Origin of the sequence: Pantoea ananatis LMG 2665, assembly GCF_000710035.2 — a bacterium.
Classification (GTDB): domain Bacteria; phylum Pseudomonadota; class Gammaproteobacteria; order Enterobacterales; family Enterobacteriaceae; genus Pantoea; species Pantoea ananatis.
The window spans coordinates 1-26,385 of record NZ_JMJJ01000016.1; the positions used below are offsets into that span (position 1 = coordinate 1).

Sequence of the window (26,385 nt, forward strand, 5' to 3'; positions counted from 1 at the left end):
GCGTCGTCGCAAGGGTCTGGCGACTGAGCGGCTTCCGCTGCTCCGCCCGGCGGCACCCAACCTGACCTGGTCGATGGATTTCGTTATGGACGCGCTGGCCACCGGTCGCAGGATCAAGTGCCTTACCTGCGTCGATAACTTAACAAAGGAATGTCTGACGGTCACTGTTGCCTTCGGGATTTCAGGCGAGCAGGTCACGCGTATTCCGGACAGCATTGCTCGGTTTCGCGGCTATCCGACTACGATAAGAACCGATCAGGGCCCGGAGTTTACCTGCCGCGCGCTCGATCAGTGGGCCTTTGAGCATGGCGTGGAGCTGCGACTTGCTACGATAATAACCGTTCAGGGCTCGGAGTTTACCTGCCGCGCACTCGATCAGTGGGCCTTTAAGCATGGAGTTGAGCTGCGACTTATCCAGCCCGGCAGGCCGACACAGAACGGATTTATTGAGAGTTTTAACGGACGCTTTCGCGATGAATGCCTGAATGAACACTGGTTCAGCGACGTCAGTCATGCCAGGAAAACCATCAGCGAATGGCGTCAGGATTATAACGAATGTCGTCCGCACTCCACGCTGAATTATCAGACGCCGTCTGAATTTGCAGCGAACTGGAGAAAGGGTAATTCTGAGAGTGAAGGATCCGACATTACTAATTGAGCCTTGTATTTAATTCTGGGGGCAGGTCAACATCATGTGTCATTCTAAAAAAATATCCCCCTGAGGCCAGTCTATGAAATGTACAGTGGGTAAGGTATAATTGTACTTCTGTTTAAAATATTACAAATAATTGATAGATTTTATGTTTACTGAAACGAAAAGTGACTCCGCCCCTCCTTTCATCCAAAATATTAACATGGGTTGGGTTGAACCATTTCCGTCTATGTTTTATTGTCAGGTTAAATTTTCAGTTGAGCAATATGATGACGAACTTTTTACTGAATTTTCAATTCCTTTTCCGAATCAACTGATTCTGGCCGTTGTGAAACGAAAAGCTGAATATCTTGCAGCACGTTATGCTGCACAAAAAGCTCTCAGGCTATTTGGTTGTAACGAAACACCAGGGACGTCATCAAACCGCTCTCCGGTTTGGCCATCTGAGTGGTGCGGAAGTTTGTCGCACTCTGATGAATGCTCCATAGCAGTAATTGCTCCAAAGAAATCGGGTATGACACCTGGTGTTGACATAGAGTTTTTTGCTCCGGAAACAATGAGGGATACAGCAGACATGTTTGTGTCGGCGGATGAAAAGTATGTTCTTTCAGACAGCGGCATTGACTATACTACTGCGTTATTACTCATCTTTTCCGTGAAAGAGAGTCTTTTTAAAGCGCTCTACCCTGAAGTTGGGCGCTTCTTCAATTTTGATGCAGCTAAAGTTTGCAGAATCGATACTTCAAATAAGAAGATAACATTAGAATTGACCCAAAACCTTTCGCGTAATCGCATTACAGGTTCTCGTATAGAGGGCTATTATAGTATTTCAGATGGCAGAGTTATTACAGTGGTAGCCTGAAGGTTTTCTTTGCTGACCTAGTAAAGCTCTTAGGGGGATGTTCTAGATTTGATGATTTAATTTATGATTGTTTTTTGTGCTCTCTATATCCTGTTGCTACTGTTCTTGTAAGTACCCCGACAAACCGGACCATTCACTTTTAGAGATCTTCCGACATACTGATTATGTCCTGTGAGGAGATCACCATGCGTAAAGCCCGATTCACCGAACACCAGATCATTGCCGTTCTGAAGTCCGTCGAAGCCGGACATACCGTTAGGATGTCTGCCGTGAAGCCGGTATTTCTGAAGCCAGCTATTACAACTGGAAAGCGAAGTTTGGCGGTATGGAAGCGTCTGATATCAAGAAGATGAAAGACCTGGAGGATGAAAACCGGCGATTAAAACAAATGTTTGCTGATCTCAGCCTTGAATGCCGGGCACTGAAAGACGTTATCGAAAAAAAGCTTTAAAACCAGCGATAAAGCGTGAGCTCGTCGGTTACCTGACTGCGCAATTTACCATGAGCATTCGCCAGGCCTGCAGGACGTTATCGCTGAGCAGGACGGTCTGTTTTTACCAGCCCGATACCCGGCGTGATGAACCGGTGATCCAGGTGCTGACTGAGCTGGCAGAGCGCTACCCGCGATACGGCTTCAAAAAGCTGTTCCAGCTGCTGCGCAGGCAGGGTAACACCTGGAACCATAAACGCGTTCACCGGATTTACTGCCTGCTGAAACTGAATTTTCGTCGCAAGGGAAAACAGCGTTTACCCGCACGTAACCCGGCGCGACTGGCTACGCCGGAAGCGCTTAACCAGAGCTGGTCCATCGATTTTATGCATGATGCGCTGGTCTGCGGCAGACGCTTCCGGACCTTTAATGTGGTTGATGACTTTAACCGCGAGGCCCTCGCCATAGAAATTGATCTGAATATCCCGGCACAGCGGGTGGTCAGGGTGCTGGACAGAATCGTGGCAAACCGGGGTTATCCACTGAAACTGAGGATGGACAACGGACCAGAACTGGTCTCACTGACGCTGGCACAGTGGGCTGAAGAGCACAGAGTGATGCTGGAATTTATCAAGCCGGGAAAACCAACGCAGAACGCCTTTATCGAACGGTTTAACCGGACGTACCGAACAGAAATCCTGGATTTTTACCTGTTCAGAACGCTGAATGAAGCCCGGGAAATCAGAAGTCGCTGGCTGATGGAATACAACAGCGAGCGGCCTCATGAATCCCTGAATAACCTGACGCCGGAGGAGTACCGGTTGATGGCCGAAAAACCGGAAACCTCAAAAAGTGCGTGGAACTAAAACGGGTGTGCTTACACAAGACCCGGTTCACTCCGCACTGCTGCCCGGTATCACGAAGATCGAGATGGATTTTGCGATAACCATAGACGCAGCCAGACTCAAGCCAGAACTGTTTGATCTGCCCGGTCACCATCTGGTCTGCATGGTGGCGCTGTGAATGTGGCTGCTGAAGCCAGAAATAAAATTCACCCGGATGTACATCCAGAACCCGACAGAGCAGGTGAACAGGCCAACAACGGCTGTTGTCGCGGATAAAGGCGTACCTCAGTCGGACAGCTTTGCGAAGTACGCCGCGGCTTTTTTTAATATGTCCCGTTCGTCGGTGACCCGCTTCAGCTCTTTCTGAAGACGGCGGATCCCGGCCTGAGCATCCGACTGTGCATTATTAGTGGAAGAATCCGGACCGTACTTCATTATCCAGGCGTAAAGGCTGTGGGTGGTGATATCGAGACGTGTTGCAACGCTGGAAACACAATGACCACGATCAACAACCTGTTTGACTGCTTCAATTTTAAACTCTTCTGGATAACGCTTACCGCTCATGGGCACCTCTCTTTAAGTCATCTTAAATGACTCTGAGGTGTCTGTTAAACCCGTGGCGATTCACATTTTGAACTTTTTGATTATAATTTTAATTATGTACTTCCCTCAAGCCCAGAATAGTTAAATAAGGTATTCCTTTACGTACTCAGATGGCATCACTGGCTCCTCACCTGCGGCTTTCGCAAAATTTAAATAGCGTTGTCAGCCGCGTTAATAGATATACAATCTGGTGATAACTGTCTCAAATCGTTGTATATGCGACCTCAGCTTTCATATCATGTATTATATTTCAAAAAACGAAAATGTTAATTCAACCTCCAATTGCTAGTTTTAAAAAATATAAGTAATTAGAAATGCATGACTTGGTATTTTCAATAAAGTCGCAAAGCCATCCCCATCCAAATATGATATCAATTCCCATTATGATAAGGAAGAAAAACATTGAAAACGCAATAGATTTTATAATACTTGCTATAATTTTATATTCAAAAAATGACTTATTCAATGCAGATCCTGCAATTTTGTTATATTCGTCCTCATCGAGAAATGAATATAGCTTACTCTTCCACACCTCCCGACTCTCATTCATTATGGCAATATGCTTGGTATTGATTCTCAATGTTATGAAGGTTGATAATAAAATATAAATTGAAAGTGCTATAAAAACATAACCATAAACATGACTATTTCCAGCCATTCTGGAATTATCCATGGCATATTTAAAAACTATAGTTGCAAGAACAAGTGCGAGATCTTTCCATAAAGTGCTAGCAATATCTTTTGTCTGTTGTACAATCTTCTGAACTTCTTCTACCAAATTCTTTCTCAGGTCACCTAGCGTTTTCAACGTTTCTTTACTAGCCGAAAGTAAATGAGCCCTGTAAAGGAGGCGTGCTGATTCAAAAGCAGAATTCATTTTCTTAACGATCCCAGTTTCGTATGCAACAGTCTCAGGCCATTCACGAGCAAGCTCACATGTAAAAAGTGTGTGTTTTATCTCGATTTCATCACCTGCTAAATAGATCCACCTTACTATTTCATTGAGGACGGGATAGATATGGATTGGAGCATTACTTGGAGTAAATAACAAGTTCTTTGGTGGTTTACCACTTATTTTTACATATAATTCTTCATCAATCTTATCCACTTCATTAACAATTGTTAAAAGAAGGTTCCTTACAGCTGATATTTTCCACTCATCAAAATAAGGGTTTTTAATATCAACATTGTCCATTATCATCCATGGTGATATATTAGCCGGAAATTCAATGCCAAATGTAGACACCTTCACGAAATGGCGAACTTTCAACTTGACATTTTTTTCACCATCTTCACCTTCCACTGGTTCAGACAACCATGGATGTACAGCAAAAGAATTGGTACTGAAGCCAGAGGTTAAACCCAGTAAGAAAACATTGCTACAATTATATGGCGAAGTAGAATCAGCCAAGAAATCAGACCAACCTTCAATCGAAAGGAAGTAATAAGAGTTTTTATGTTGTTTAAAACTTAGGTATACCGTGCATTCAGTACCTGGGCAAGCCTTCTTAGGCTCAACATAATCATCAAATGAGTCCTTAAAACTAAAATTTAGCCAATCTTTTTTTTTGTGATCATATATATTCTGCCATTTATTGAGACATATTTTCGTCATTGTTCCAATAACGATTGCAGACTGATTGACTTCATCATATGTTTCAGTCACTGTTGACAGCGGGTCAGAAAGTCTTGTAGAGCTAATCGCCTTATCAATAAGTTTAAGAATTGAAATCATCCTGTTTTAATCCTGTAGTTATGATTTTTATTTCATATTTACCATTAGGCAATGGTTTGCGCTGAACTTTAGAGTTATCGTCAAAGATTATTGTAACACCCTCTTTTGTAACCCATTTATAGGTTGCTGGTTTTTCTATGTATTCTGGTTTAACCTGAAATGACTCACCGAGAAACCCTGACTCCTTCACTTTTTTATTAAAAGCCTCCTTGATTTTTGGTATGTCATCGAGTGGACCAAATATTGCCGTTAGAGTTGTATCAGGATCAACTGTATCAAATGAAAACTCTTTAGTCCCTAAGTGTTTATATATTCTTTTCACACCATCTGTGGCAACATGCTCCGGGAGAAATGAGCGATTTTCTTTGAATACATCTTTTAAAGCATCAAGCAATTTTACATTAAGGTCAACTATAGAATTTGAACGCTTAACCTCTAAAAAACCCTCGAAATATTCTGATATATGCGCCCGATTACTTCGGTCAAGAACAGTGATATCTCCACCCTGTACTGGGTCGAGTTTTACCAATGCAACCTTCTGAATAGAGTCAGCTTTACGTGTAAATGACTCGGTAAAAAACTCTAATTTTGGTTTGTAATTTTTCTTGTTTGCATCAAGATAATATCTTACTACTTCATCATTCTCGTACTTAAGTAATGCATAAAAACGTTTAACACCTGAATTAAGTTCAAAAACAAAGAAAGCACCTTTACTAGCATTTCCTTTATGTTTAGTGTGAAAGTCTACCGCTAATTGCTTGGATTCTTCAGTGAAATTCGTTTTCGGGTGCTTATTTATTTCACTCATAATCCTGAGAATTCTTTCAACGTTAGAATTAGCCTTAAATTTGAAAAGATTCCCTTTGAGACTGCTTTTTATCCTCGCCAGAAAAAATTCATTATAAATCAATGGGGTTATTTCTTTCAAAGTTATAGGGGCAGTTAATCCTTTACCTACAACATGAAATATCATCTTATTAATAGTGAGTTGCTGAATTTCTTCTTCAGTTAGTAAGCTCATTTATTTGCCTGTGTAAAGTAATAAAAATCAGTCCCAATACGTTATCAAGCCTAATGATAATTCAAAAAAAATCATGCAGCAATAGATAAAATTAAAACAAAAAAACATATTATTCAGATGGTTATGAAAATACACATCTCAATTGTAAAGGTTTAAAATTAAAAAAGTTCAATTAGGCTTATACCTCTTAGAGCTTCACATTTAAAACCATTCCTTATGTCAAATTATCACGGTAGCTCGAGGTAATGAGAATGCTTTCAAATGATTATGCCTGTGACCTGCCCCCAAGATTAGATACAAAGCTCAGTTAGTAATGTCAGTTTGTTTACCTTCTAATTTTCCATTTCTCCAGCTTGCTGCAAATTCAGCCGGCGTCTGGTATTTCAGCGATGAATGAGGTCTGGACTCGTTATAGGCCCTCTCGACTTAATAACTGCCAGATGCGCCGGTACCCAAAACGCCTTCGTTCGGGCGCCTGTTCTGTGAATAGGTGTTTTTTGAACCTTACGCGCTCGGGGCGCCCCGCCTCTTTCTGGTTACTAACCTTGCACGCCTAACTTCATATAATTGACCTTATATGAAGTTAGGATCCGGCAGCGAATCCCTGTATCATGGGATCCGGTCTGAAGATCACAACCGCGCATGAAATCTTCAGGCCTGTGTGAACAAATTAACAGGCATCGCTACGTAAAATCTGCAGGGTTTCTCCCCTGCTTCTCTTACAGAATTCACGTAGCGCTGTCTCCTGAAAGGATAAAAATGGACGATTTCAGACCACATTTACCCGTATCTGATGCTCAGCTGCCCGGCCAGGCTGACGTGGTGGCGCAGCTCCAGGCGTTTGTTCAGGACCGAGAGGCCTTTTCTGACAATACCTGGCGGCAGCTGCTCAGCGTGATGCGGATCTGCGCCGGCTGGGCGAAGGAGTACGGCCGCACCTTTCTGCCCATGAAACCCGAATGCCTGCGTGATTATCTTATGTGGCTGCAGGCAAACGGACGGGCATCTTCGACTATAGGTACACACCTCGCTCTTATCAGCATGTTACACCGTAACGCAGGGCTGACTCCTCCCCATGCTTCACCCTTAGTTTTTCGGGCAATGAAGAAAATTAGCCGGACTGCTGTGGTTAGTGGCGAGCGCACAGGCCAGGCAATACCCTTTCGTCTGACCGATCTTCTCACGCTTGATACCAGATGGTCGGGGTCAGATTCTCTGCAGCACCAGCGCGACCTGGCATTTTTACACGTGGGCTATTCCACACTGCTTCGGGTGAGCGAACTGGGACGTCTCCGCGTACGTGATGTTTCACATGCTTCAGACGGAAGAATTGTGCTGGATGTCGGCTGGACGAAAACCATTGTGATGACCGGGGGGCTTATCAAAGGACTGGGCGCACTTTCAACGCAACGCCTGAGAGAATGGCTGAACGCGTCGGGCCTGATTAACGAGCCTGATGCCTTTATATTCTCCCCCGTTCACCGCACCAATCGAGCGAAAATCAGTACCGACAGGCCGCTTTCCACACGTGCAATGGAAGATATTTTTGCCCGCGCCTGGCACGAGGCGGGTCCCGCTGCGGATGTTAAACCCAATAAAAACCGGTACCGGGGATGGTCAGGACACAGTACCCGAGTGGGTGCTGCCATCGACATGGCCACAAAAAAATACAGTACTGTACAGATTATGCAGGAAGGCACCTGGAAAAAGGCAGAAACTGTGATGCGCTATATCCGGCATGTTGATGCTCATGCAGGCGCCATGGTTGATTTTATGGATGACCACGTGAGAAGGTGAGTCGGCCAGAATGAAAATTTTCTTTTATTCCTCAGCATTCCTTTAGCTTTTGTATCTGAGTCCGACAGCTTTGAGAAGTACGCAGCTGTAGATTCAAATGCTCAACGCTACAGTTTTATGAAAGGATGGGAGTTACTGAGGATTTTGAATGAAACGCACATTAAAGCAAAGTAAAAAGCATCTACAGTTTCCGCTATCTGAAGCCAACGGTTAACCGCCTAGCTACGTCTCTCCGAGATAGTACTTTTCGTAAGCGTGCCTGCAGCCGGCAACTTACCGCCGCTGCTCTTCACTAAGAAATTCAGCCCGTCCTTCAGGCCTGTCAGAAGTTTACCCCGCGAATTCTTTGCGATCAGTGTAAGCGTGGAGCTGGCCACACCGTCGGCAAGGATAGTCTCCGGGCTCGCCGTAAACAGCGACTGTCCCGCATCCGGGATGATGCTACTGATAACCAGACTGGCAGGGGAAATCTTAACGCCCCTCACAGAAGGCTTCAGCGTCACCGTTTCATTGTCCGTACCTGCCGTCACCGTCAAGGTGTACACGCCAGCTGATTCTCGAGTCAGAGCTGACACCGAGGCGCTTTTCATTTCGCTGACTTTCAGCCGATTTCATTCACATCAACGTCCGCCGCCTGATGGCTTTCATCCTGCAGAGTCAGGGTCAGCACCTGCGTGCTCTTCCCGTCTGCAGGCAACTCGCTGCCCGGCGACGTGAAGGTCGAAGTCTGTTTGTCAACTACCGGGGCCAGTACAGTTACCTGGATGTCACTTTCTTCAGAGCGGTTATCCTTCGTATCCACCGCCACTCCGCTGACAGTGTAGGTGTTCACTTACTGAGCCGTCGTCCGATATTCAGGCAGCACCACCACGTAATCTGTACCGTTCTGCACAATTAAACCGCCGGCCGCGCTTAGGGGGGTCGCGTCCCAGTCGATGCGATCAAGGCCGTATTTACAGATCACCGACACCCCCAGGGACTTTTGCTCCCCGCCATGACCGGTTACCAGTTCCGCCGCGTGCAGTCGAATCACCTCTTTCTTACGATATTCGAGCACGATATTGTTATTGCGCTCAACCAGGTCATACCGACTACCCCTCAGGGTGCGCATCGTCTCTACGGCACCTAGATCCATCTGGGCGTGCCACGACACCCCGAGCTGGTAATTCATGTCCATCGTTAGCCGGGTGTCGCTTTTTCCTGATTACCCTTGACGTTCCTCAACCCCAACGGTAAAAAGCGGCACCGGGGTGTAGTTAACCCCGGCCGTAACGGCGTGCGTATTGTTCTGACGCTTATCCGTCACGAACAGAGCAACTTCTTTACCATAGCACTGCTCATAAGTGAGCCTACCGCCGAGCTGTGGAAGGGCCGGCACACAGGCCTGCGCCCGGATATCACAGCCGTTAGCTGGTCTCTCGGAATAGTCAGCCAGATCTGGAGAGTCCTTCCAGCTCGTCAGGCGCATATAGCCGTTGGCACTCAGCTTCAGGAAATCACGCCAGTATTCCAGCCTAAAGCCCATACGCGTGAGCACGGGACAGATCGTCGTCCCCAAACAGGTTTCCGCCCAGCATGGCAGTAGTGACGCAGGCCGACACCATGGTTAGCCTGGGTTCGCCCGTCAGTACGGTGAAGGCTGGTCTGGGAGAAGGCCATTTAATCGCCCTAGTCATACAACGGCATTAGAAGGTCAAATTGCGAGTCCCTGAGAGATAAATGTTTGTCAGCATTCAGCTGTACGCGCGCCGTACCGAAATGGCTCAGCCACTGTTGAAGGGCCTCACAGGCCTCGCCTATGGCCATGCCCCGGGCCATAGAAGCGGCAGCATCACTTTTTGCGCTATTGGACAGGAAGCTTCCGGCCCGGGGGCATAACCTGCCGCCTATCGAGCCTGTTTCGTCTCAGTACCCGCGTTTTTATTCTCATATGTTATAGACGAGTCCGCGAAGGAAATGATTAATTTATCATTTACAGTTACCAACGGCACATCCACGTCATCCCCGGGGCGCAAGTCGTTCAGGCCGCGGGCAAAGGTACGGAACTGAATGAGTTCGCGCAGTTGTTCAGGTGTGAGGTGAAATTTTTTTTTCAACGGAAGCATTTGTCTCGCCGGGACCCAGAGCGTAAGCCTCCGTGGGCATCGCGAAAAGTGGCGCAGGCTGCTGCAGAAAATGCTGCTCGCCGGCCCCTGCCATAACCGGGGTGAAGGCCACCGCCAAGGGAAAGGCCACATGTATGGAAATATTAAGCCAAGTAATCAGGCGCAGGACAAGAGAGATCGTAGAACCAGCATGCGGCTGCGATGAGTATTCACGTTTCATTTTTATTCATCCCTACAAATGAATTAACCGGATACTCACAGGGCAGGCATTATATTAACCAAAGAAATATAGCTCCCCTGAGTTCGGAGATAGTTAACTTAGGAAAGCAATGTGGAGAACAAAACATAATCAAAAAACAGCGAATTATTGCTGTTAGTTCTTTCGCAGAAAGTATTGCCTGTGACGTCGGTTATATTAGTCGTCGACAGATTATATTTCCATGGTCACAGATGACATTGCAAAAAAACATGTTACCACTGCAGACTCCCATCGCAAAAAAACCGCCGATTCTTTGACTACAGATATCCATGGCGGATGCGAATATTCTTATCTCGCTAAACATTTATTATCAAATCCGGCAAATTAAATTCAAAAAATTACCGCGTTTTACTCCGATTCATACGAAAAGCAAAGATGTTCGTAAGACTCTTTGAAGTAATCAACGACTTTTATAACGGGGGTTTTTCATTAAACGCACACATGATATTTCACTTATGTGAAATATAGTTTTTTACACTAGAAAGATTGAAGCTCTTATTATATAATTAATTTACCATCGAATCATTTTCTGACCAAACACAAACCCCCTCTTAGAAAAGAGATTCGCACAAAGGCTTAATAAAAAAACACAGAACAACCTGCATTGTATTTAATTAATTACCCATGAGTCATTCAATGAAGATTATTCACTTAAGTAAAAATTAAACTTATTATTTAGCTCATGATTTTTAAACATCAACCTTAAGATTTAAATTAAAAATCATTTTCCAGAGCATATCAAATCGAGCATAGCCATTAATTCAGTCAAACTAACACCGAGACCAGATCTAGAAAAATTTAACTTCAAAGAAACTTCCCTGTAAAAAACTCTCCATTACAGCTTAAAAAAGTGATATCCCGATAAGGAAATTCAAATTGTCAGTTTTCTGTTATTGTACATATCTCGAAAAGGTGATTATCGATATTAATCTCTTTTATGTTGTTTTTTTTCACACATTCATTGTCATTAGAATTATTACAAGTAAGTAGGTTCTCTTTTACAAATTTATCCAGTATGTTTGTTAAATCTTCAGAATCGTAATTTTTACTTTGACTTTTCAAAATTAAAATGCAGCCATCTTTAACACCAGAAAATAACAACATATCATGCAAATTATGATTCGATTTCATTTTAAAATAAAATTGCGAAATGCATAATGAGAACACCAAGACTGATAATAACGAAAAGACAAAAAAATACTTACTTCTTATTATTTTATTGCATAAAAAAATATTACTTTCGCTTGATATTATATCCTCGCTTTCCATGTAAGAATTTCGTTTCAGATCCATGTTCTTCATTAATTCATTATCAAGCTCTAAACCATATACTGGAAGCTCTTTGACCTGAGCTACAAATTGAAACCCATGTTTTGGTAAGGTAGCTATAATCAGATTATTCTCTCCTAAGGATTTAAATGCTTTTCTCAATTCGCTAACATAAGTATTTAAATTGCTATTAGAAGCTCTAAATCCGTAGTCTTCCCATGTCTCTTTTAATAAAATATCACGCTCGATTGGCTCATTCCCGTACTTAATGAATTGCATTAATAATCTTGTCGCTGGGTTAGATAGGGTATAAATACTTTCCTCATCATTTAGCAGTTGCAACGTTTTCTTTTCTGATTCAAAAACAACAATATTATTTATTAAATATTTTGGCATTTCAAGAACCTCCTGTCCAATTCCTAAACTACATAAGCATTTAAACACCATTATGATAGCTGTCAATAACAATATTTACTTACATAGATTTATTTTTCATTTAAAAAAAACACCTCATTATAAAAAAAAACCACAGAAAACTTAATGTTTATAAAAAATTAAATTTGTTATAGTTTTGATGATTTGTAGCATAAAAAACTACATACACCTCACACTAAGCACGAAAATTAACTTAACAATTTATTGTCTCCGCTTAAAATTGAATTTTACATTATCAAGAGATTCTTTTTAAAGGGCTAAAAGTGTTTACTTGAAAGGACGGTGGGTAAATGCTTAACATCATAAAGAAACATTAGCATTATTTAATGATAGGAAAAATTTGTAATAAATTTGACTGAACAGACTTTATTATTTATTCTTTATCTGGTCAAATAACATACATTAGAACTATTGACTACATGATAGAACCTTGCAAACCATATAGGAATACTACCTACAGATTTGAATTTTAGCAAATTACAGTAGTCTGCGTCTGATGATGCATGTATACATGAGATCAAAAGTAGTTACAGTCCTGCCTTCACTCACTAATAACTGAAGTTGTGGAGAACATTGATAAATCCGTGCTCAATCTAATATTGATCCCCAAAGCGACAATTCAAGCTTGCAATCAATATTTTTGCGTAGGCTTGCTCTTTTTTATTATTTGCAGTTCCGTTCTTTGCTCTAAACATGATTAGCATATCGTGTAGCAGATTAATTATGGCTCATGTCAGGTTACTATCATAGTAAGAAATCTTCGATAAAGTGAATGTTTTCAAAAATTGCTCTCGCAGAACACATGATTAAAGATAGTTCTGTGGTGCGTGCTGAGAAATGAGTATATGTATGAGGTGGATGAATCTCATATCGGCTTGTCTGCGCGGGAGAACACCATAGCCTCATACATAACATTAACGATTTAGAGCCTGTGGTCTCAGGCCAAAAATCTCGGACTTATTATGCGACAGATCCAGCATGGTTTCAGCGGACAACTCCTGAAGCGGGCGAACTTCTCTAGAGTAAGCTTACACCACTGCACTTAGCTCATCCTTTAGGCGAGACTTCTAGAGCTGGATATAAGAACTGGCGTCAGCAATAACGTGCGAGTGTCAGATTTACTGGACCTAAACCCGCCTCCTTCCATCGGAGAATACTGATAACTTGCCCGTCATAATTTATTCTTCAGGATAAAACTCTGATATGAGATAGCTCAACTATTTACATCATTATTTATTGCCGGAGAGAAGTTAAGGGCTCGAGTAAAATTTTACTAAAGGTATATGATTTTAAACCCTTAATCTACATGCTTACCATGGGAGTTCTTTGTGAAAAAACTATTTATCATTCCACTTATGAGCATTATATTATTCAGCTTACCAAATGCATTCTCTGGAACGTTGATATTCATTGGCGCAGTTACTGAACCAGCTTGTGCTGTTGACGTCATTGCAAGGCAGGCATCAGTACATTGCCTACGAAGCGGAACATTTCAAGAACAACACTACAGATTTGATCAATATGCCCATGAAATACCTTATAAACTTGGGTATATCAAAATAAGATTTACAAGCAATCGGCTTGATATGGTTATCACTTACAATTAAATTAGTTGGTTATTCACCTGTTAATAATTGTGAAGGTGGCAGTGGCGTTGGCTGTTCCCGGTGTAATTGTACCTCCTGTTTGATAGTAACGAGCCTTGAGTGGCACCAGATAGGAATTGGAAGGATCATTAGCTATGCCATTATCAACTTCTTCTGTAAGAGGTAGTGGTTTATCTTTGAACAAAAGCTGTATACCTACACCTGTAGCGCTTCCGTTCCCTCCCGAAAGGGTCAGTATACCTTTCGATGCATCCATCGCGCTGCCATCGATCCTGAAATATATTTTGGTGTTTAAGTCGCAATTTAAATCGATTTTAAATTCACGTGTATTAGCATCACCTGGCCAGGTACCTTTCCCACCAAATGCACGTTTTTCAACCTTTCCCATAGGTACCGCTATCACAGTATTTAATACACTACATCCAATGGTTTTGACATTAAAGCGGCCAATTCTTATATCCGCTGCTAAAAGATAATTACCCTGATTGCGAAGTATGAAGGCACCTGCCATCGATTTTTCGAGCCTTCCTGAACCAGTGTTTTGTGCCGTTTTGTAGAACTGAATACGTGCCTGTGCAGTAATAGGCTGATTGGTATGTTTACTGCCTTCGTTTACGCATACAGAACGGTTGTTAGGGTCACCATCAATGCTACCATATCCATCTACAAATAAGGTATTGCCACAGTTACTTACTGATGTGATACCAATTGCGTAACCAATGCCCGGAATATTTGTGCTGTAAATACGTCTTCCATGCAGCGTCATTACATAATCTAAGCCCTTTACACCAAATTCTTGCTTAGTTATGGCCGGACCTGGTTCATCTGAACAGTTAAAAATAGGTACAACTCCGGACACTACCTCTTGTCCTATAGGTGAGCCTACTGGAAGATCTTTCTGAATTATCAAATCTGGGGGAGTAACAGTGAGTCCAGAAGTTAGTTTATTACAATCAAAAGCCTTCACATCGGCAGCAATAGACCAAAAAATAACGCCAAAAAGGCCAGTCCACGACCAATTTCTCATACTATTTGTCCTTCTAATGGCAGTGCGAGTTAATAAGCTGAATTTCAGTTCTTCGTGCATCGACAGCGTATTTTGCATTACAGCTTCCACCCTGCCATTTAACATGCACGACCCCCTTCTCTGGTATGCCACTAAGGTAGACCTGATGTCGTCCATTTATCATTCCTGAAGACGTGTGAAGGCCATTAGTAACGGTGGCCGAAGCACCAAGTGGAATCGAAAAACGCGAGTCCAGTGTCAACATCATTTTCTGCCCAAATTGGGTTGGAAAATCTGCCAGAACAATTGCGCCTTGGCCGGGAGCTTTAAAACGTGTATCAGTAATGATATCCACGCGGTCAGAGATTGTATCCGTATTAAGTTTTATTGAATTTCGCTGATAAGGCATGAGATAAGGGACGACAGCATACCCTCTACCGTCTGTATATATACCGGAGTTATTCTCAACTTTTATGCCCGAAGCTCTCTCTGCTCTGACCAGGGCAAACGTATCCCCCAGAGGTTGAGAGAGAGTAATACCATAGGGGTGAACAACTACTCCGCCCATGGCGCTGTAATTAAACTGTTGGGAATACCGGGTGTAGTTATAGCCAACCGTATATTCACCGTTTCTGGCCTTATAATCTGCCGATGCACTACCCGTAGTTTCGTTTCCACCACTACTGTAGCCCTGCTGTAGGTTGTAGCTAAGTTTATTGTCGGCCAGTGCGCTACCCGAAATGCCAACAGAAGATACGGTTCCACTCTGACCGGCCTGATTGGAGGAAAGGTTGAGCTGGCTTTTAGGTAAAAAGCGATCCAAGGGGATCTGAACGGCCACTGACATCAATCTGTCAGTCTGATTGTAGTATGGAGATGCAGCCAATGAAAAATTAAATGAATAGTTGATGCTGTCTTTGTTGATGTTATATCCAATTGCTAAATTACTTTCCTTTCGGCTGACACCCCAGTACTGTTGCTGAAATGCAGAGAGGAATAGACTGCCATAATTTCCCATCGTCTGGTTAATATTGAGCTGGGCCCTGCTTCGTTTATTGTGTTGGAAGCGCCACCGTGCATATGTACGTTGCTCAATTTCAAGTTCTGAGAAAGTCTTATCTTCAAATGTTCGTTTCTGAGGAAGCGAATCATAAAAACCGTTAGCTTCGCTGAAATCAAGGTATCCGGACGTTGAATACCGGTATCCTGCAAGGGTCAATGTAGTACCACTTTCGGCAAAATCTTTCGAATACTGAAAGCGAACAGAAGATCCTCGGCTGTCCTGGCTAACAAGCTTAGTTGTTGCAAATGTACTATCGAGAGATACTGAACCAACTTCTCCGAGTCCCTTTCCCAAGCCGAATACGGCTGCCTGATAGTTCTTCGATATGATTGTTCCACCATAGAATGTTGCTGCATGAGATAGCCCAAGGATACCCGTTGCCTGAAGGAACTCAGGATTACGCGAACTAATGTGGTTGTCTGCGGTGGTGCGGTACTTTCCTGCCGTGAGAGAGTATTTAAAACGACCCTCCCTCAGCATGATTGGTACTGCAGAAAATGCCTGAGTGAACTGGCGCACAGTTGCATCAGCCTCACGTATCGATATATGAAGGTCTCCACTTGAAGAAGTAGGATAGAGGTCAGCTATGGCAAATGGGCCAGGAGGAACATAGGCCTGATATATAATGTTCCCATCCTGATGGATGGTAACACGCGCATTACTGTGTGCAATTCCCCTTACGACAGGTGCAAATCCCCTCAGGCTTTCCGGCTGCATATTTTCGTCAGAGAAAAGCTGTACACCAGTGAAAGCGAAACTGTCGAATACCTCGGAAGATGTGTAGCTTTCACCAGCAACAACTTGTGCTTTGAGAACTTTTATATCTCTTTGAAGATATGTATTTAGGCTGTTCCACTTTCCTGATGACTGAGAGTCCGACCATGTAGAATAATTCCGAAAACGCCATGCCCCTACATTCATACCGCTGCGTAGATTTAAATAATTATTATATCTACTACCTTCTCTATAATCGCTTCGGTTGCTTGCACCCGAATATGCATAATTAAAGAAAAATGCATTCATTCCATCATCCCATTCTTCCGGTGGAACTACGCCTTGAACGGCTGGTTTGATATATTCCTGTGGTATACTGATATCAAGCCTCTGTTGACTTGAGTCATAGCTAAAGAGGCTTTCAGGAAGATACTTTTCAGGAGGGCTGGCGAAATTACTGCCCGCAAGGTGCATAAAGGCAGAGGTTGCATTTTCCTGGACTCCCCACTCTACCAGCTCATTTTTAGTTATGTCGGGAGTGAGAATATCATTTTTTATAATAAAATTAATGATTTTTTCAGATACATATGTTCCATTGAGGTATATCTCGACGTGATATCGCCCAGGAAGCTGTCCCCCTGGGCGCTCGAGAGTCGAAAGATCTATGGCTGTTTCTCCATTTCGCTTTTCAATTGATTCGGGGTCAAAATAGTCAGCACAGTAAGATGGTTGCGAATAAATAAATAAAAGTGTCATCCATACTGCAGTATGAAATCTTTTGTGGGGTATAAGTTGAAAAAAAAGCACCCGCATTTTAATTCCAGCCCTGCTCAGATTTTCGATTTTCTGGTTTCAGTAATTCCGCCAAAGTCATTTATTGCACGCCATACAACAGATTTAGCATTTTTGTTAGATGCAAAAACAACCTGCTCCTGATAGGGAGCAATTGTTAGAGGCTTATTTACGTGAAAATCCCCTATAACAAGCTCATATAATGAAACATGATATGGCGTTGGATTTTCGACATAAATTTGATCACCACGCTTGAAGAAATTCAGTTTTTCATAAGCTGTAGCAGGTTCGCCCTTTAACCCGTGCGGCCGATAGAAAAGTTTCATAACTGTTTTAACAGTTATAAAAAGCCGATTTGCTTCATCACGCTTGGTTGATGGCACTGACTTTATGCTGAGCCACATCATTGATTCACGATCAGTAGGGAGTGATTTTCCGGTGTAAACAAGTCTTACTGAGTTTTGCGAATGAGGCTCGAGGCGAAAAAGGGGGGGCGTCGAGATAAAAGTATCATCGTCTACGTCCCCATCAAGACTTTTGCTAACCCACGACTGAATAAGATAAGGCCTGTCATCCGGATTAGTGACACTTACGGATGCCTGTTTTGAACTGCCATCATAAATGACTCGATTACCGCCAATCTCAATCCCTGCGAAGCTGGCTGAGCAGAAAACAAGCAAACCGAGTCCAAATAATAAACGCATAGTTATCCCCTAGCGTATACTGAAAAATTCATTTAGTTCAGTTATAGGCAATAGTGAATGTTGCGGTCGCGTTAGCAGTACCAGCTGCAACTGGAGTTGAAATGGCGTAATACTTTGCAATATAGGTGAGCGTATTAGTTCCGGAGGAAGTAAGAGGTATTGATGGGGTAGAAGATCCGATAGGTATCAGAGTCGAGCTGTCCTGTTGATAAATACCCACACCAAGATTGGTTGCAGTCTGTCCTGAACTGAGGCTCAGAATCGAACTGTTGCCGTTGGCAACAGTACCATCGAAGCGGACACTGGCTGATTTTGCAGCAGCAGGGCATCCGGTGAGATCAATCGTGAAACGTGTAGCTGCTGCAGTCGAACCTGCAGAGCCAAACGAACTCGACGAAATATTACCAAGATTAACAGTCTGATTCGCAGAAGCAGCGTCTACTGTACAAGCAGTGTCGGTAACGCTCCCTGTAAAATTGATGGTGCCGTCATACGCTGTAGCAAAGTTTGCGTTTAAAGCAGAAATCAACGTAGTGACAATGATCGATAAATATTTCATTAAACTTCCTTTTTACATTGTAAATAACATTCTAGATATGTTGATTTTTTGTATCTAGAGAGCCTGGCATGCCCAAACAAGTAGAAAATCGTAATGTATCCATGTCAGTTTTAGGAAAAACAACTTCATCAAAAGAAAAAATTGAAGTTTTTTTCTGAAAAAAAACCTTAATCAAAACAAAATCAGTTTAAAAAACCATAAAAAAACATCCAACAGAACAAAAAACCATATAATTTTCAATACTGCAGATTAATCTTATGGAAAAGATTGAGGAATAAATGAAATTTTGTACTTAGAAGCAGACTATAAAAAATTAAACTTAATTCGGCAGGTATGCATAGGTAAGATTGTATAAACAGAAAGAAAGTATTAAACTTTCTGATATGGGTTACCAATGGAGCAGGAAGTTACAGATAAATTATTTAATTTTTTGCAGCGCACAATTTTACATATTTAATTCATGTAATTATTTAATCTCTTATTGACGTCTTAGAGCTTCTTCATAAAATTCTTGACTGCTAGAACTAAATTTTCGTAATAGGTACAACTCGATCGTTGTATCCCGTAGCTAGAGAATCAGTTGAAATAAGCTACCCCACGATTCAGGAAAGAGCATCATACACTGGTACCATGTTAATTTTAAAAGATATTTTATACTTGTTCGGTGATCTTATACTTGCATCTTTTCGAGATCAAAGTTGATATTTATAAAAAACTCTATAAAGCACTTGACTTAATTTAAAAAATAGACACCTTAAAAAGGTAAGTTATTTTAATTTTATCTAATCATGAAGTATATTTCAGTTATTTAAACTTGAAAGGTAAAAAATTTAATCCCCTCTACTACATTTTTAATTTAAATTTAATAAAATTTAGATAATCTTTATTTCTGAATTCTCACTTTTTAATTAATACATAGGGTGATTTTACAAAAATATTGGCAGGCATTAATTAATGGTTAACAACATTGATGTAAAAAAACGCATGAATTAAAAAACTTGTTTAGGTAATATTTAATAAAAACTGGTATCTTTAAGAGAAGAACACAGGTGTTTTACTACAGGAAGAAATTACGGAAGAAGACTAAATTTACTTTTTTTAAAATTTTCTTTTTATGCCAACTGACTTTGGAGATGCTTCATGCCAATCCGCTTAGATTAATTTTAGCATTATCCGTTATCAATCAATTGATCACCAAGAAAGATCATTAAACAATAGGTTAAAACTATCAAATAACTTACAATCGGTCGTTACAGACATGTACGAGGAATGTTGATTTTTGCTTATAATTCAATGAATTTGTGTTATTTATGCTCACTATTGCCATTTCACACCCTGTTTAATTCAAAAATGCAAAGGCAGAAATATGGATGATATTACAAAAGGGAAAAATATTTTCTTTGAGTTGGGCATTAAAGAACTTAAGAAAAAAGTACCATATTCAATCACAAACAACATACGAGGTCTAAGCTTCATATACTTTCATGATGTTTTTCTTAAAAATTATCTGAACCAGGATCTTATAAACAGGAAACACAAACGTATTGTAATTATCAGCACACAAAGAATGATGCCACTTGCACTTTACTACTACAGACACTTTTGGAATGTTGTTGCAGTTATTGATGCAAAATCCTCCTTGCAAAAGATTACTGAGATTATAGAAAATGTTTGCTTCTGTGGCATTAGGAACGTTTCAGATAAAGAATGCGCTGGCAGGCTAAGTAGTTTCGAATACGATATACTTAAGATGAGATTAGATGGCTTTGACGCAACTCAAGTAACCAACAAATTAGATATCAACTTGAAACAATATTACAAACACAGCGAAAGACTTTCAAAGAAAATGGGGGTTAGAAAGTTTCACCATTTAAACATATCGCATTAGATTTTTTTAAAATTTCTTTCTTCTCCAACTTAATTTAATAACCAGATAATGATAATATCATAATTTCGTACGAAACTTTAACATTCTGTTATGCTAGCATTCTGATTACCTAGGTTAATAAAAAAATATATTTACTCATAAAAAACTCAACTTTGTTTAACCAACATTTTGATTTTATATATGCAATTTTTTTTCGTTACTTTAAAAAACTTGAGTGTTTTATTACATGTGTCAATCAGCATCTCTGCCTGGGCATTTTTTTCATCATATACATCACCACGAACAGTGACTAACATCAAAAAAAATATTAATACTATTGAGGCATTATGGATAAATCTTAATAAACTCATTTACTGAAAACACCTTCAACTTAAAACAGGAACCCATAAAAATACAACCTGCCTTAACATTTAGCAATATTTATTATCATTAACCGAGTAATTGATGATGTAAATCAGTTTAATAGCAATTATTTATAGAAAACTCACATTATAGTTGATTATAAAGATACTCTGTGTAAATTATTTATTCGCTTTAACAAACATTTGGCAAGTAACTTTGATGAGACTACCCTTTTTCCATCATATGTGTAGTGCAGCCGTTTTAGTTCATCGCACTTTTAGAACTTTCCGCGTTTTCGGTCATCAGCCCGTACTCTTCTGACGTCAGGTTATTAAGGGAATAATGAGGCCACTAGCTGTTGTATTCCGTCAGCCAGTGTTCTGTGATTTCCCGTACTTCCTTCAGGGTTTTGAACAGGTAAAAATCCAGTATTGCTGTCCAGTACGTCCGGTAAAACCGTTCGCTAAAGGCTTTCTGAGTCGGCTTATCCGGTTCGATAAAGTCCAGCATTTTGTCATGCTCTTCAGCCCACTTCGCCAGGAGCAGTGAGATTAATTCAGAACCATTGTCCTTCCGCATCGTCAGTAGATAACCTCGGTTTGCCACGATCTTCTCCAGTACCCTTACCACCCAATATGCATGTATATTTAGGTCGATTTCTTCCGCCAGTGCTTTCCGGTTAAAATCATCCATCATATTTATGGATCTGAAGCCCCTGCCGCACAGCAGCGCATCGTGATAAAATCGATGGACCAGCTCTGGTTTAACGTCACCGGAGTGGCCATTGGTGACGAGTTGCGCACTGGCAGACGTTGCTTTACCCTGCGACGAAAGTTCAGTTTCAGCAGGCAGTAAATCCGGTGCACGCGCTTGTTATTCCGGGTATTATCATGTCTGCGCAGCACCTGGAGCAGCTTCTTAAAACCGCACCGAGGATAACGTTCTGCCAGTTCAGTCAGCGCCCGGATCACGTGCTCATCCAGGCAGAGATCGGGATGGTATAAATACACCGTCCTGCTCAGCGATAATGTCCAGCATGCTAGGCGTAAGCTCATAGAAAATTGCACCCTCAGATAGCTGACAAGCTCACGCTCCATCGCTGGTTTTAACCCTTTTTTTCGATGGCATCTTTTAACGCACGATTTTCCAGACTCAGGCCGTGAAACATCTGCTTCAGACGACGATTTTCGTCCTCAAGTTATTTTATTTTTTGATATCAGCGTCTTCCATCCCGCCGCATTTCGCCTTCCAGTTTCAATAGCTGGCTTCAGAGTTACCGCTATCACGGCAGACATCCTTAACAGTTCACCCGGCCTCGACTGACTTTAGGACAGCGATGATCTGGTGTTCAGTAAATCGGATCTTACGGATAGCGATCTCCTCGGGGACATATCAGTATGTCGGAAGATTAAAGTGGGATGATAACAGGAGGGATAAAGACCTTATAAACAGCATACGTTTGAGTACGTGAGGGTTCACAAATATTTAAAGTGTGTGCTAGCGGGACGCTGTTGAACATTCTGAAAACCAGTATCTGTGCTATTTGACATGTAATATCTTTATTTTGTTGCACTGTTGGGGATCTAAACATCTCTATGAAGTAGTAATTACTGGATGATAACAATTCACAATTGTAGCAAGGGATATGTGTGCTGGCGGGGGGGGTTTGGCTAGTTGATGGACAAAATGTGTGCTGGCGGGGGAATCATCCTAGATAGTGATCCAATATGTGCTCTGGCGGGGAATTGTCCTAATGAGTAACTCAGAAATCAAGCTGACCTAGGAATCATGCTAGTTAGTGACTCGATATGTGTGCTGGCGGGGGAATTATCCTAGTAAGTAAACCTTCGCCTAAGCTTACTGATAATCATCCTAGTTGGTAACTCATCATGTGTGCTGGCGGGGGTGTCAGCCAAGTGAGTAACCCAATACCTAAGCTGACCTGTGGTGCATCCTAGTTAGTGAGTCAATATGGGGGCTGACGGGGTCTAATATAGTGAGTGACCATTATGTATGCTAAGGGGCAATCTTAGTTAGTGGAAGAATGTGTGTGCTGACAGGTGAATTATCTTAATTAGTGAAGAAACATGTGCGCTGGAGGGGAAAAATCTTAGCAAATGAGCTCATGTGTGTGCTGGCGGGCTTTTTTCTGGATCAATTCGTTAGCATTGTAAAAGGTAGCCCGAACCATTACTGGGAAGGCCTCTACTCTTTTGAGGGGAGTTTATTTGTCCCAACAGCACACATTCAGATGTCCGCAGGCTTCAGCTTAGGGTTACGTTTATGAATGATAACAAAGTTTTCGCGGGATTTACGAACGAGCGAAAATTCTAGGTAACCGATGTTCTGTAACTGCTCAAGCGCCTTTTTGATAGTCCGGTTTTGTTCACTGACAGAACTGCTCAGAGAAAGGCGCTCGCGCAGTCTTGAGAAGCTGACAGGTATCGGGTTTGCAGGGAGACTTTCAATAAAAGTATAGATCGCCTGAGCGGCTTCCTTTTTTGGAAGTGCTTTAATGGCGTGGTGCTGCAAAAGGACTCTGTAGTCTAATTGGAACAGCTCCCATAGTTTTTCATCAGCTTCCAGCTGAACAATATCTCTTTCAGCATCAAAGTAACCCGTCTTCAGAAGGCCTGTTTGATAACTTCCCCTCGCATCACTACCGCGCTTAAAAGAGATTGATTTATTACGTAATTTTCCCAAGGATTCATGAATAGTAAGCCGTAGACGGGCATCAATTCGTTTAGCAGAAAATCCACACCCTTTGGCAAACTCAGTAAACTTCAGTTCGATCTTGTTTGATGCCAGACCATATTTACTGAATGCATAAATAACCCCAATCCAGACCTTAAAATCGCTGTCCATATTGAGACGTGGCCCAGAAATGTTAATGTGATCATATCCCTCAGCCCGTGCTATCTCTAACTGAGAGAATAATTCAGATGCATCAACAACGTTGTTTTCGCCCTGAGACTTCGTGGGTTTAGGTACAAAAACACCGAGACGCATAAGTGCTACAGGCTGAACGGTGTTGTTGGAATTAACTGTGAGTCGTTTGTCTTTACTGACCATATCACTGTAAAGAGCATCACCGATAAATGACTCATCTTTCATATAATTATCTCACTTAGTAGCTAAAGGATCTTACTGTGAGTAAAGATCACCTTTATCCCAACAACACACACATTACATCCGTTCAGCACACATTACCAGCCGTCCAGCACACATGTTCATCCCTTCAGCACACATGATTATCCCACCAGCACACATCTGTAATTTGTTTGAAGTCAGTCACCACAAGGCCGGAGAGAGAACGGGATCTATTTGGAACTGTAAGGATCTTACTGGAATATTTATAGGATCGTGCCTGTGCACATGTGGATAAACGATCGTCTCTACTAACGCGCCTTCGGCTTGTTCAACTGGCTCAACGAATACAAAAAATTTGTATTCGTTGAGCCAGTTTCTGCTGAAAAAATCTATGACGGGATCACTCGACGAATTTCCAGATATGGGCGGGGACACGATCATAGAGCTTACCGGTTACCAGTTCCGCCTTTCGGTGATCGTAGGCACGGGTGATTTCATATTGTTCTTCAGTGTGGTCTGAATACATCAAATGTTCATACACGATTTCAAGTGTCTCCGCTGAGCGGCACCGGCGAAATCTCATGAGCCAATCAGTTTTATTCATTTTCTCCAACTACATTTATCAAAGTTAATTGCGGACTGTAGGTAAAACGCATTCAAACCGGCCCTGTAAACGCCTTTTCCTAGGTATGCGTGTTTACTACTGCATAATCTACTTTATGGCAGAACACTCTTATGCACTATTTCGCTAGCTCTTTATGCACCTTTGTCTTCGTAGAGCCATTCTCCTACACTGTCATACTGAAGTACCAGCGGCCGCTGGTCATGAATATGCACGATTCCCTTATTGCTTTCAGCTGTCACTATGATAAACCCCTCACGGGCATGATCCTGATCAAAGGGCGCTTTGCCTAATGCAGCGAAGAAAGTGGCTGGCTTGAGCACTGATAGATAATGTATGGTTTTTTGCCGTCATCCGTTCTGGTCCCTTCACAACAGCCACTGGCTGGCACTACAGCCCTTCCTTGCTGCCACATATGGCTGAACATTCTGCAGGAGGCAGCAATTCGCCCCCCTGCCGTTAACTAGCATAGCCATGTGCCATCAGTCAGGCCTATAGCCCCAGAATACAGGCTCAAAAAGGGGCTGGCTTTCCCGCTGATTGAGTATCATCACGCTCGTTCCTAGCAATACCGAAACCGGGTCGTTTAATTACACCTCGTCGGCTGAAAAGCGGAATGCAGAAAATGCACTGGCAGTTTTTGATAATAAAACGGTTGCTGCTGAATATAACGCAGAATTCGAAAGGCTATGGAATGAATCCACGCCGGTGACGTGTCAGGACAAATAAAGGCGTGATTCCCGGTGCGGGGGCAAAACGTTATTCCGGACGGGGGGGATGGGAATGGCAAAAAAGAAAACCTACGCGGTTCATTTCCGTGGACAGCGCGGTGAGCGGGACGCAAGTGAGGCCTTCCAGCAGGAGGAAACTGGGACCTGGCAGCGCTGGCTAAAGCACGCCCGCGACAACAAGAAAACCACGGTGGTGACCTGCAACTGCCTGCCGGCAGAGACCGACCCGGTAAAACGTCGCCTTAAGGTCCACTACTCAGGCTGCCCACCGGCCTGCAGAAAAAGGCACCGTCAGAGGTCAAACCGGCTGAAGACGTGTCCGGTGATGAACCGGTCAAGCGTAAGCGCCGGCCCTCGATGCGCCTGCTGGGGCTGCTTCACCTGCTGTGGGAACAGTCCGGCATCAACGTCTGGCATCCTGCTTTCGACAAAAAGAAACGCACGCCCGGCTGGGTGAGCTGGCGCCTGCAGCAGACGGCGGGCCGGATACGCGTCGGCCGCGTGCCGCTGGAAGAGTCGCTGCTGCTTATGGCCATGAAGGGCACGCCGCAGGTTATTTCAAACCGGGAACACCTGAGAGCGGCCGAAAAGAACAAAAGGCGGCTCATCGTGGTGTCCGTTCTGGCCAGCTGGAATGAGGCGGCTGAAGCCCGGCTGAGGACCACACTGCCGCTGGGGCTGTTTTTTGGTTTTCCTGACCTGGTTCTGCCGGAAGACGTGCGCCTGCGCCTTGAGCGGAGCTTTGGCCGCGAGCTGGGCGACTGGCACCGGGGCATGAAGGTCGTGGTCATTGCGGAAACGGAGCCGCCGGAAACGACGTTCAGGTACGCTGACGGGCGCAACCTGCCGTCCAGTTGCAGTACCGTCATCGACGTGGCGCTGATGACGGTCAGCCCCCGCTTCATTCCGCTTGATTCGGGCTATGAGGGGCTGGTCGAAGACAGGCTGTGGCAGGAAAAACGCGCCTTCGTAAAGCCGCTGCGCTACGACGGTGAGGAAGATGTGTTACCGGACTTTGTGCTGAAAGATGTCCCTGGTGTGGAGGCGCTGCCGATGGAGGTCTTTGGCATGAACACGCCTGAGTATCTGCAGCGTAAGCAGGAGAAAACCACTCATTATGATACGAAATACGGTCAGGGACACTGGTGGTCCTGGAACGCTGCCGACAGGTCAGACATGCCAGCATTTCCATTCCGCTCCGCAAAATGATAATTCAGTCAACTCAGGCAGGTACAGACAATGAGTACAGAGCCA

19 protein-coding genes and 6 pseudogenes are annotated in these 26,385 nt (G+C 42.9%); 8 read left to right on the plus strand and 17 right to left on the minus strand.

The features are described 5' to 3' along the window. From EL29_RS21360 to EL29_RS21370, 3 genes and pseudogenes are all read left to right on the plus strand, one after another. Nucleotides 1-658 (plus strand): IS3 family transposase (locus tag EL29_RS21360; RefSeq protein WP_029571494.1); only part of this gene is annotated, 658 nt, incomplete at its 5' end. A 142-nt stretch (nucleotides 659-800) separates the two neighbouring features. Continuing rightward, on the plus strand, nucleotides 801-1,514 hold the full coding sequence (locus EL29_RS21365) for a 4'-phosphopantetheinyl transferase family protein (RefSeq protein ID WP_024472081.1): 714 nt from the start codon (nucleotides 801-803) through the stop codon (nucleotides 1,512-1,514). A gap of 185 nt (nucleotides 1,515-1,699) precedes the next feature. After that, nucleotides 1,700-2,810: pseudogene (locus EL29_RS21370) on the plus strand (IS3 family transposase). 19 nt (nucleotides 2,811-2,829) lie between these two features. Here EL29_RS21370 and EL29_RS21375 read toward each other — a convergent pair. From EL29_RS21375 to EL29_RS21385, 3 genes and pseudogenes are all read right to left on the minus strand, one after another. Continuing rightward, a pseudogene (locus tag EL29_RS21375) lies at nucleotides 2,830-3,353 on the minus strand (transposase); the annotation flags it as partial. 310 nt (nucleotides 3,354-3,663) lie between these two features. Next, the gene (locus EL29_RS21380; RefSeq protein ID WP_028716090.1) at nucleotides 3,664-5,127 is read right to left on the minus strand and encodes a hypothetical protein; all 1,464 of its coding nucleotides are present in this window, start codon (nucleotides 5,125-5,127) and stop codon (nucleotides 3,664-3,666) included. Next, nucleotides 5,111-6,148 carry a nucleoid-associated protein gene (locus EL29_RS21385; protein ID WP_019105958.1) on the minus strand — a complete coding sequence of 346 codons (1,038 nt, stop codon included), beginning with the start codon at nucleotides 6,146-6,148 and terminating at the stop codon, nucleotides 5,111-5,113. The genes EL29_RS21380 and EL29_RS21385 overlap by 17 nt, the downstream gene beginning before the upstream one ends. A gap of 759 nt (nucleotides 6,149-6,907) precedes the next feature. Here EL29_RS21385 and EL29_RS21390 point away from each other — a divergent pair. Then, nucleotides 6,908-7,945: a tyrosine-type recombinase/integrase gene (locus tag EL29_RS21390; protein ID WP_028715564.1), complete on the plus strand. Its 1,038-nt coding sequence runs from the start codon at nucleotides 6,908-6,910 to the stop codon at nucleotides 7,943-7,945. Nucleotides 7,946-8,546: 601 nt separating this feature from the next. Here EL29_RS21390 and EL29_RS23180 read toward each other — a convergent pair. The 6 genes and pseudogenes from EL29_RS23180 to EL29_RS21400 all read right to left on the minus strand — a co-directional run bounded on the left by EL29_RS23180 (nucleotide 8,547) and on the right by EL29_RS21400 (nucleotide 11,974). After that, nucleotides 8,547-8,777, minus strand: coding sequence for a hypothetical protein (locus EL29_RS23180; RefSeq protein WP_028715566.1), 231 nt, complete (start codon nucleotides 8,775-8,777; stop codon nucleotides 8,547-8,549). Beyond that, nucleotides 8,778-9,080 carry a hypothetical protein gene (locus tag EL29_RS23545; protein ID WP_526023237.1) on the minus strand — a complete coding sequence of 101 codons (303 nt, stop codon included), beginning with the start codon at nucleotides 9,078-9,080 and terminating at the stop codon, nucleotides 8,778-8,780. Continuing rightward, nucleotides 9,069-9,470: pseudogene (locus tag EL29_RS23550) on the minus strand (inverse autotransporter beta domain-containing protein); the annotation flags it as partial. The gene EL29_RS23545 and the pseudogene EL29_RS23550, both read right to left, overlap by 12 nt. Next, nucleotides 9,434-9,763: pseudogene (locus EL29_RS23485) on the minus strand (inverse autotransporter beta domain-containing protein). The pseudogenes EL29_RS23550 and EL29_RS23485, both read right to left, overlap by 37 nt. Nucleotides 9,764-10,012: 249 nt before the next feature. Beyond that, nucleotides 10,013-10,270: a hypothetical protein gene (locus tag EL29_RS23190; protein ID WP_028715569.1), complete on the minus strand. Its 258-nt coding sequence runs from the start codon at nucleotides 10,268-10,270 to the stop codon at nucleotides 10,013-10,015. A 918-nt stretch (nucleotides 10,271-11,188) separates the two neighbouring features. Continuing rightward, complete coding sequence (locus tag EL29_RS21400) at nucleotides 11,189-11,974, minus strand: winged helix-turn-helix domain-containing protein (RefSeq protein WP_050442539.1); 786 nt, start codon at nucleotides 11,972-11,974, stop codon at nucleotides 11,189-11,191. 1,367 nt (nucleotides 11,975-13,341) lie between these two features. Here EL29_RS21400 and EL29_RS21405 point away from each other — a divergent pair. Beyond that, on the plus strand, nucleotides 13,342-13,620 hold the full coding sequence (locus tag EL29_RS21405; RefSeq protein WP_152548273.1) for a YmdA family protein: 279 nt from the start codon (nucleotides 13,342-13,344) through the stop codon (nucleotides 13,618-13,620). 13 nt (nucleotides 13,621-13,633) lie between these two features. On the opposite strand, the gene EL29_RS21410 is transcribed toward EL29_RS21405, so the two are convergent. From EL29_RS21410 to EL29_RS21425, 4 genes are read right to left on the minus strand one after another with little or no spacing between them, the layout of a single operon-like run. Next, nucleotides 13,634-14,725, minus strand: a complete 1,092-nt coding sequence (locus tag EL29_RS21410; protein WP_235193321.1) for a fimbrial protein — start codon at nucleotides 14,723-14,725, stop codon at nucleotides 13,634-13,636. Next, nucleotides 14,661-17,216, minus strand: a complete 2,556-nt coding sequence (locus tag EL29_RS21415; protein ID WP_050442540.1) for a fimbria/pilus outer membrane usher protein — start codon at nucleotides 17,214-17,216, stop codon at nucleotides 14,661-14,663. Before EL29_RS21415 ends, EL29_RS21410 begins: the two co-directional genes overlap by 65 nt. A 17-nt stretch (nucleotides 17,217-17,233) precedes the next feature. Continuing rightward, on the minus strand, nucleotides 17,234-17,899 hold the full coding sequence (locus EL29_RS21420; protein ID WP_028715571.1) for a fimbrial biogenesis chaperone: 666 nt from the start codon (nucleotides 17,897-17,899) through the stop codon (nucleotides 17,234-17,236). Nucleotides 17,900-17,936: 37 nt separating this feature from the next. Continuing rightward, nucleotides 17,937-18,458 (minus strand): fimbrial protein, encoded by a 522-nt coding sequence (locus EL29_RS21425; protein WP_071999630.1) that lies wholly within the window; start codon nucleotides 18,456-18,458, stop codon nucleotides 17,937-17,939. A 1,342-nt stretch (nucleotides 18,459-19,800) separates the two neighbouring features. On the opposite strand from EL29_RS21425, the gene EL29_RS21430 reads away from it, so the two are divergent. Next, complete coding sequence (locus EL29_RS21430; protein ID WP_526023238.1) at nucleotides 19,801-20,346, plus strand: hypothetical protein; 546 nt, start codon at nucleotides 19,801-19,803, stop codon at nucleotides 20,344-20,346. A 603-nt stretch (nucleotides 20,347-20,949) separates the two neighbouring features. Here the strand turns inward: EL29_RS21430 and EL29_RS21435 are convergent. The 4 genes and pseudogenes from EL29_RS21435 to EL29_RS23195 all read right to left on the minus strand — a co-directional run bounded on the left by EL29_RS21435 (nucleotide 20,950) and on the right by EL29_RS23195 (nucleotide 24,723). Further along, a pseudogene (locus EL29_RS21435) lies at nucleotides 20,950-22,059 on the minus strand (IS3 family transposase). Between the two features lie 876 nt (nucleotides 22,060-22,935). After that, nucleotides 22,936-23,802: a RepB family plasmid replication initiator protein gene (locus EL29_RS21440; RefSeq protein ID WP_028715574.1), complete on the minus strand. Its 867-nt coding sequence runs from the start codon at nucleotides 23,800-23,802 to the stop codon at nucleotides 22,936-22,938. A gap of 376 nt (nucleotides 23,803-24,178) precedes the next feature. After that, entirely contained in the window at nucleotides 24,179-24,382 is a 204-nt protein-coding gene (locus EL29_RS21445) for an Hha/YmoA family nucleoid-associated regulatory protein (RefSeq protein WP_071999631.1), read from the minus strand. A 152-nt stretch (nucleotides 24,383-24,534) separates the two neighbouring features. Next, nucleotides 24,535-24,723 (minus strand): SOS response-associated peptidase family protein, encoded by a 189-nt coding sequence (locus EL29_RS23195; RefSeq protein ID WP_072005281.1) that lies wholly within the window; start codon nucleotides 24,721-24,723, stop codon nucleotides 24,535-24,537. A gap of 232 nt (nucleotides 24,724-24,955) precedes the next feature. On the opposite strand from EL29_RS23195, the pseudogene EL29_RS21455 reads away from it, so the two are divergent. Together EL29_RS21455 and EL29_RS21460 are read left to right on the plus strand one after the other, a co-directional pair. After that, nucleotides 24,956-25,129: pseudogene (locus EL29_RS21455) on the plus strand (phospholipase D-like domain-containing protein); the annotation flags it as partial. 317 nt (nucleotides 25,130-25,446) lie between these two features. Further along, nucleotides 25,447-26,340, plus strand: coding sequence for a DUF1173 family protein (locus EL29_RS21460; protein WP_242640094.1), 894 nt, complete (start codon nucleotides 25,447-25,449; stop codon nucleotides 26,338-26,340). Nucleotides 26,341-26,385: the final 45 nt, after the last annotated feature.

Coding starts and splice junctions, on each gene's coding strand:
- EL29_RS21390 (WP_028715564.1), top strand. CDS start 6,908: ATGGACGATTTCAGACCACATTTACCCGTATCTGATGCTCAGCTGCCC.
- EL29_RS21410 (WP_235193321.1), bottom strand. CDS start 14,725: ATGCAAAATACGCTGTCGATGCACGAAGAACTGAAATTCAGCTTATTA.
- EL29_RS21440 (WP_028715574.1), bottom strand. CDS start 23,802: ATGAAAGATGAGTCATTTATCGGTGATGCTCTTTACAGTGATATGGTC.
- EL29_RS23190 (WP_028715569.1), bottom strand. CDS start 10,270: ATGAAACGTGAATACTCATCGCAGCCGCATGCTGGTTCTACGATCTCT.
- EL29_RS21445 (WP_071999631.1), bottom strand. CDS start 24,382: ATGAATAAAACTGATTGGCTCATGAGATTTCGCCGGTGCCGCTCAGCG.
- EL29_RS21380 (WP_028716090.1), bottom strand. CDS start 5,127: ATGATTTCAATTCTTAAACTTATTGATAAGGCGATTAGCTCTACAAGA.
- EL29_RS21385 (WP_019105958.1), bottom strand. CDS start 6,148: ATGAGCTTACTAACTGAAGAAGAAATTCAGCAACTCACTATTAATAAG.
- EL29_RS21400 (WP_050442539.1), bottom strand. CDS start 11,974: ATGCCAAAATATTTAATAAATAATATTGTTGTTTTTGAATCAGAAAAG.
- EL29_RS23545 (WP_526023237.1), bottom strand. CDS start 9,080: ATGGATCTAGGTGCCGTAGAGACGATGCGCACCCTGAGGGGTAGTCGG.
- EL29_RS21365 (WP_024472081.1), top strand. CDS start 801: ATGTTTACTGAAACGAAAAGTGACTCCGCCCCTCCTTTCATCCAAAAT.
- EL29_RS21415 (WP_050442540.1), bottom strand. CDS start 17,216: ATGCGGGTGCTTTTTTTTCAACTTATACCCCACAAAAGATTTCATACT.
- EL29_RS21425 (WP_071999630.1), bottom strand. CDS start 18,458: ATGAAATATTTATCGATCATTGTCACTACGTTGATTTCTGCTTTAAAC.
- EL29_RS21420 (WP_028715571.1), bottom strand. CDS start 17,899: ATGCGTTTATTATTTGGACTCGGTTTGCTTGTTTTCTGCTCAGCCAGC.